The organism is Pyrobaculum sp. (assembly GCF_049971835.1).
GTDB lineage: Archaea > Thermoproteota > Thermoprotei > Thermoproteales > Thermoproteaceae > Pyrobaculum.
Genome location: NZ_JBMFKV010000121.1, coordinates 1 through 6237, shown reverse-complemented (window position 1 = coordinate 6237; position 6237 = coordinate 1). Strand labels below are relative to the sequence as shown.

Below are 6237 nucleotides of genomic sequence, written 5' to 3'. Positions count from 1 at the left end.
GCTAAGGCGCTTGAGGTGGGGATTAACTTCTTCGACACGGCCGCGGTTTACGGCAGGGGGCGTAGCGAGGAGTTTCTGGGGAGGGCTTTGAGGGAGCTGGGGGCGCGGGGGGAGGTGTACATCGCCACGAAGATACATGGAGACTGGCTGAGGCGTGTCGATATACTGACGGCGGTGGAGAACCAGAGGAGGCGGCTGGGGGTGGACGCCATAGATCTCTACCAGATACACTGGCCGGCGTGTTGGCACAACACGCCGATTTGTGAAACTATGAAGACTCTGGAGGAGCTGGTGGACAGGGGCCTCGTCCGCTACATAGGAGTCAGCAACTTCCCCCTGCCACTTCTGGAGTACGCCAGGACCTGCCTCTCCCGCACCGACGTGGTGACTTCTCAGAACCGGTACAACCTAGTGGAGCGCGAGGCCGACAAGGAGCTCCTTCCCTACCTCAGGAGGGAGGGCATCGTGTTGATAGCCTGGAGCCCCCTGGCCAAGGGGGTGCTCACTGGGAAGTACACGCCGGACAGCGTCCCCGCGTTTGAAGACGTGAGGCGCAACGACCCGCTCTTCACGCCGCAGAACCTCCGCGTCGTCTGGCCTGTGGTGGAGGAGGTCAGGCGCGTGGCGAAGATCTATGGGAGGACCCCGGCCCAGGTGGCGCTAAACTGGCTGATTAGGGACCCCTGGGTGTACCCGATCCCCGGCGCCAAGACCCCGGAGCAAGTCGTGGAAAACGCCGGCGCCGTGGGCTGGTCGCTGTCGGACGACGACTGGAGGGCCCTGGACAGGCTGGGGTGGGAGGCGTCGCAGAAGATTGTGTACGTCACCTGGTAGTCCTCGTGTAGGGCTACTCGTCACAGATCCGCGCCGAACCTTCCAGTCACCGTGTAGACAAGACAATGTATTTAAAGGCATAATTAACCTGTATACATGTCACAGGCCTTGAGAGAGTTTCTAATGAAAAAGGCGAAGCTGGAGAAGGTGTTTAAGTGGGGCGTGAGGTGGAGCCTCTGGCCGGTGCACCTGGTCACCTCTTGTTGCGGCGTGGAGGTGGCACACGCCTCGGCCCCCGGCTTCGACGCAGAGAGGTGGGGGGTTCTGCCCTTCCACACAATGCGCCAGTGCAATGTAATTCTTGTAGAGGGGACAATAACCCGTAAGATGGCCAGGGTGCTGAGGCAGGTGTATGAGCAGATGCCCGAGCCTAAGTACGTGCTGGCCATGGGCGCCTGCGCCGTGCGCGGCGGCCTCTTCTGGAACTCCTACCACATCGTACAGGTGGACACCATTGTGCCTGTGGACGTCTACATCGCCGGCTGTCCTCCAACGCCGGAGGCCGTCATCAGGGCCTTTATAATGCTCCACAACAAGATTAAGGGGAAGCCTGGTCCCTACATCGAGCCTGCCAAGGTTGATCTGACGCCGTATCTCCCGCCGCCGCCGAAGCCCCCAGCCAAGCCGGCCCCCCAGCCACAGCAACAGCAACAACAGCAAGCCCAGGCCGCGGCGTAGTATGTCGGCGCGGGCGCCGCCTAAGTGTCCGCCTCCGGGCGACCACGCGTTGCTCCCAAGGGTGAAGGAGGCGCTGGGGCCCAGCTTGCTGTCTCACGGCGTGACGCCGGAGGGGCACCTCTGCGTAGTGGTGCCGCCGGACAAGATTAGGGAGGTGGCCCAGGCGGTGAAGAACATGGGGTTTGACCACGTCCTCTCGCTGAGCGCGGTGGACTACATAGCGGAGAAGAAGTTCCTGCTGGTTTACGTATTCGCCTCCTACCTATCGCCCGAGTTGAAGAATCAGCTTCTACACGTGAGGGCGGAGATCCCGCGGGACAGCCCGAAGGTCGCCTCCATAGCCGACATATACCCCTCCGCGGACTACGAGGAGAGGGAGTGCCACGAGATGTTCGGCATATGGTTCGAAGGCAACCCACACATGGGCAAGCGCTTCCTCCTAGACCCCGACTGCTGTATAGACGAGAAGACGGGCAAGCCCCTCTACCCGTTGCGCAAAGACTTCAAAGTTCCCGACTGGGGCTTAATGGGATAGGTGCCGGACAAGCGATAGAAACACCGTAGCCACCGAGATATAGGCCAGGAGGGCGGTGAGGGCGGAGACCCCCGCCGCGACGCCCGGCGCGCTCCTCAACACGTAGCTGGCCACCGCGTTGCTGAGAGACTGGCCCAGCACCCTCGCCTCGGCGACCAGCGCCGAGGCCGTGCCGCGCCTCGAGGGAGGCACGGAGGAGAGGATGATCGTGGTGTTGGGCACTATGAAGAAGGCGAAGCCGGCCCCCAGAGCCAGCAACAGCCACGGCGCCGCCGTTGGCGAGGGCTCGGCGGAGAGGAGGTAGAGCGCCGCGGCCAGAACCCCGGCCCCCAGAGCCGCCACGGCGCTCGGCGACACGCGGTCGCTGACTCTGCCGGCCACCGGGGCGAGGAGAGCCATTGCCAGTGCCTGTAGCGACAGCATAAATCCGGCGTCTCTAGGCGCCATTTTGTACACCTCCTGGAAGAGGAGGCTTAGGGACGGCGACAGCGCCGCGGTGGAGAGGTAGTTGAGAAAAGCCGCCGCCACAGACGCCGAGAACACCACACTCCGGAACAGCCCCACCTCCAAAACCGGGGCCTCTCGGCGCGACTCCAGCAGAAAGGCCGCCGCCAGCCCCGCCGCGCCCAGGGCCGCCGCAGTCCACAGACCAGCGTCGACGCCTAGCACCACCAGCGCTATGGAGCCCCCCAGCACGACGGAGCCAGCCACGTCGAAGCCCCCAGCGGCGCGGCCAGCCGCCGCCACGCGGCCCACAAGCGCGTAGGACAGCAAGATCAGGAACGCCGCTGGGGCGAAGATAAGCCTCCAGCTGAACTGCGCCAGGAGGCCCCCCACGGCGGGCCCCGCCAGCAGGCCTAGGTATACAGAAGCCGAGTTGAGGCCCACCGCCGTCGCCCTCCTCTCGGGCGGCACTATGTGGAACAGGAGGGCGTTGTTGCTGCCGAAGACCGCGGCGAGGCCCATCCCCGCCACGAGGAGAGATCCGTACAGCGCCTCAAGACCCGGCGAGAGGGCCGCCGACGCCAGCCCCGCCCCAGCCACGGCGAGCCCGGCTCTAAACATCCTGCCGTAGCCAGCCACGTCTGCCAGGCGTCCAAAAGGCAGTACAAACACCGCGACGGCCAAGGTCAGCGCGACGAGGAGAGAAACAGTCGCCGTAGAAGGCACCCCGAAACTCGAGGCCAGCGCCGGCAGGGTCACCCCCAGCGCGCTGGCGATAAACGGAGTCACAAAAGAACTCGCCAGAATAGAGGCCAAGGCCCTATCCATATGCGAAAGCATTTAGGTGATTATAAACGAGCCCCCGCAACCCCATACGCCGCCTCTGGTGTCGCAGTGGCACCGCAGAGGCGATGAAATCCGCAAAGTAAAACCGAGGGATCGCCGATGCCCCCCTTACCGTTGCGGGGAAGGGAGGCTCTGTGTATGGTGCCGGCGGTAGGCGGCCCACCTGCGGCAAACCTTTACGGTTATGCCGCCGAATGGGCAGACCTCGGCATGGCTATATAGAGGGTTTCTCTGTCAAAAGTGCTCCAGCAGGTTGTTCTATGCCCTCCGTATGAGTGCCGTGCCTTTTCGGCATCGGTAGTTGCCTACTCGGCGAGTCCGCTTGCGTTCGAAAGGCCTTATCAGAGGCGGAATGAGAAGAGGGATTGCCGACTTAGGAGGTGTAGAGAATTAGCAGAAAAACTTATAGCAACTCTCTGCATCTCAGCGTGATGAAGGATTGGGTAGGCCTGGCTATTTTCTACGCCTTGCTTTCTACATTCGGCATATTTCTACATGACAAGCCGTACCTTCCCCTATTGGTTTTCTACCTCTTTGCCACGGCTGGGGTGTACAACGTTGCGGCCGTAGCCCTAAGACTCCCAGCCACCCCGCCTCTGCACGCGGTTATCACATCTCCCGCCCTTTATAAGTCTAGTTTTGAATACTTTTTTGAACGCGGAAGCTGGGTGCACCCTCCCAGCGAGTTGGAGTTCCTCCTTATGTCAACTCCTATGTTGTTCCTTACGGGGTTTGTGTCGGCGTACCAAACTCTGCAGGTGGTGGGGGCTGTGGGGTTAGGCCCCCGCCTCCTAGCCGCCTATGTTGCCGTGGTGGCCGCTGGCGCGGTTGTGCAGATCTTGTTGGCGGGGTTCTCAATACATCTAATCGCCGGGTTAAACATGGCCGCGGCGTACCTGGGGGCGCTTTACGTCAACGCTCCCAGCCACACGTCCCGGCTGTACGCCGCGCCGATAACCTCGCTTATCGCCAGCGGCGTCGCCATGTGGCTGAAACTCGGCGACTTGGCAACCGCGTTGGTGGCCGTGGCGAAGTACTTCGCCACGGCTATGGCCACTCGCTTAAAAAGGCCATAAAGACGAGAGACACACTTGCAATGTGGGGGTAATCTCTACAGAATTGCCGTAGCTACATGACGTCATTCGGCTCGCTGTGGGTAGATACTACTTGGATCAGCAGTGCTGTTAATAGCATATTACACAAACCGCGCCGCGGCTGAGAGATCCCGCCTCGCGCCGTGGGCACTACCTGAGATCTAGTCGCCAGATTATCTACCTGAACATTTTTACTAAGGCGCCGTCTCTAACTCACATGACTGCACCCGCTTTTACGTATACAGTTCTTCAAGAGGAGGTGCGACAACACAGGCCGTGCCCCAAGCGCGCCGCACGGCAGTCGGCGGCTAAGAAGTCGCCGCGGGGGTTATTTCAAAGCAACCCTTATGTAGTCCTGGCCGAGCTCGACCTGCTCGCCGGGTAGTGAAGTGAGCCAGCTAAGCACCTCGCCCTTCGGGCAACTCGCCACGTGTAGCCCCTCGGGGGCCGCGGGCAGTTGAGGCTCTATCTCCTGGGGGATTATGACGTACACAGTGCCCCGTCTAGCGTCCTCTGCGATCTTCTCCATAACATCCCCGCGCACCCCCATGTAGATTACATATACTACATCCGCCGTCGCGGGGTACCGCTCGATCCGTTTGTACGAGCCGTTCACCGCCGCGTAGACGCCGTAGCACCTCTTTAATAAGTCGGCGAAGGTGGGCTTTCTCGCGCCCCTCCTCAGCTCCTCCACGATTAATCTATACAGCGATTTGTTAAATGGCCCCACCCGCGATGCCTCGGCCTCGTATACAACCCTCGCCGACATCCCGCTCTCCGCAGTGGCGTTTACCTCCAATCTACTAGTCAAGACGAGGCGCCCAGCCGCGCAGGAGACCTCGGTGAAGTTGCCCCGTCCACTAAACGGCGCCGTAAAGCCGCCGAGCTTAATAGTGCCGTAGGCCTTAGTCAACACTCCCGTGTAGTTTCGCCACCGGCACGCCCCCCTCTCCAACTTGGTGACGTTTCTAGTCGCAGCGCCCAACGTGAAGTGTGCTACCCCCTCCTCACTGTAGTGGCACACCCCACCCACGCAAATCCTCGTCACAACAGACCCGTTGAAATAGGCGCTGTAGATCTCCACCCACCCCATCGACAAGGGCAACCTCAGCCTCCCGTAGGTGTAGTTCCCCACAGACCCCTCGCCAACCAGCAACCACCCCTCGATACGCGCCTCAACGCCCTGCACCTCCACACGGATAGCAAAGGTGTAGTTCACCTCGTACTCAGACACGTCAACCGGCCTCGAGGCGCTCACAGCCACTCCGCCGGTGGCGCCGCCTGGCGCCGTCAACGCCGTAGCCGTCGAAGAAGGAGAGGGCGCAGACCCACGTAAGAAAACCAGCGCAAGGACTGCCACCACGGCGATCACAGCAACCACTACGTAAACCCCCCACCTCATGACCAAGGCAGAAACGCGGCTTATATCAATTACGGGAGTTTACCAATACCCCCTAGACCAAACGGGGGTTACGCAAGCCAACGCAGAAATACGCCACTGTCAGCCACCCGGCGACTGGTCGTAACTAACAACATAGAGATAGCCGCCGTCCATGCAAACGCCGAAAGGGCAATCCTCTCCGTTAGATGGCTCTGAATAAGACATCCGCTTCACAGCGATCGCACTAGCCACAGCCGCCAGAAGCGGCATTGTGGAGTATACTCCTCCAGCTAGGCAACTCATAGAGTCTCCTAATACCTCGCCAGATTTAGACACGCTTTCTTAACCACGCACAGCTAAGCCGAGGCGAACCCGCCGCCATAAACCCAGCCCGGCGACGCCTAACCCCGTTTTAAACTCTCCGC

At 61.1% G+C, this 6237-nt stretch carries 6 protein-coding genes; 4 read left to right on the top strand and 2 right to left on the bottom strand.

Annotation, left to right across the window (positions count from 1 at the left end; translation table 11 throughout):
- The 3 genes from ACP5J3_RS10060 to ACP5J3_RS10050 all read left to right on the top strand — a co-directional run.
- A partial coding sequence (locus tag ACP5J3_RS10060; RefSeq protein WP_428495570.1) for an aldo/keto reductase occupies positions 1-834 on the top strand: 834 nt, incomplete at its 5' end.
- 96 nt (positions 835-930) lie between these two features.
- Positions 931-1512, top strand: coding sequence for an NADH-quinone oxidoreductase subunit B (locus ACP5J3_RS10055; protein ID WP_428495569.1), 582 nt, complete (start codon positions 931-933; stop codon positions 1510-1512).
- A 1-nt stretch (position 1513) separates the two neighbouring features.
- A complete protein-coding gene (locus ACP5J3_RS10050) occupies positions 1514-2047 on the top strand; it encodes an NADH-quinone oxidoreductase subunit C (RefSeq protein WP_428495568.1) in 534 nt (177 codons plus the stop codon).
- Here ACP5J3_RS10050 and ACP5J3_RS10045 read toward each other — a convergent pair.
- Entirely contained in the window at positions 2036-3319 is a 1284-nt protein-coding gene (locus ACP5J3_RS10045; protein ID WP_428495567.1) for an MFS transporter, read from the bottom strand. The genes ACP5J3_RS10050 and ACP5J3_RS10045 overlap by 12 nt on opposite strands.
- Positions 3320-3768: 449 nt before the next feature.
- Here ACP5J3_RS10045 and ACP5J3_RS10040 point away from each other — a divergent pair, with 449 nt between their 5' ends.
- A complete protein-coding gene (locus ACP5J3_RS10040; protein ID WP_428495566.1) occupies positions 3769-4413 on the top strand; it encodes a hypothetical protein in 645 nt (214 codons plus the stop codon).
- Between the two features lie 346 nt (positions 4414-4759).
- Here ACP5J3_RS10040 and ACP5J3_RS10035 read toward each other — a convergent pair whose 3' ends face one another.
- Positions 4760-5833: a hypothetical protein gene (locus tag ACP5J3_RS10035; protein WP_428495565.1), complete on the bottom strand. Its 1074-nt coding sequence runs from the start codon at positions 5831-5833 to the stop codon at positions 4760-4762.
- Between the last annotated feature and the right edge of the window lie 404 nt (positions 5834-6237).

Bases quoted from the DNA above. Each gene is read 5' to 3' on its own strand.
- ACP5J3_RS10055 (WP_428495569.1), top strand. From the start codon at position 931: ATGTCACAGGCCTTGAGAGAGTTTCTAATGAAAAAGGCGAAGCTGGAG.
- ACP5J3_RS10050 (WP_428495568.1), top strand. From the start codon at position 1,514: ATGTCGGCGCGGGCGCCGCCTAAGTGTCCGCCTCCGGGCGACCACGCG.
- ACP5J3_RS10045 (WP_428495567.1), bottom strand. From the start codon at position 3,319: ATGGATAGGGCCTTGGCCTCTATTCTGGCGAGTTCTTTTGTGACTCCG.
- ACP5J3_RS10040 (WP_428495566.1), top strand. From the start codon at position 3,769: ATGAAGGATTGGGTAGGCCTGGCTATTTTCTACGCCTTGCTTTCTACA.
- ACP5J3_RS10035 (WP_428495565.1), bottom strand. From the start codon at position 5,833: ATGAGGTGGGGGGTTTACGTAGTGGTTGCTGTGATCGCCGTGGTGGCA.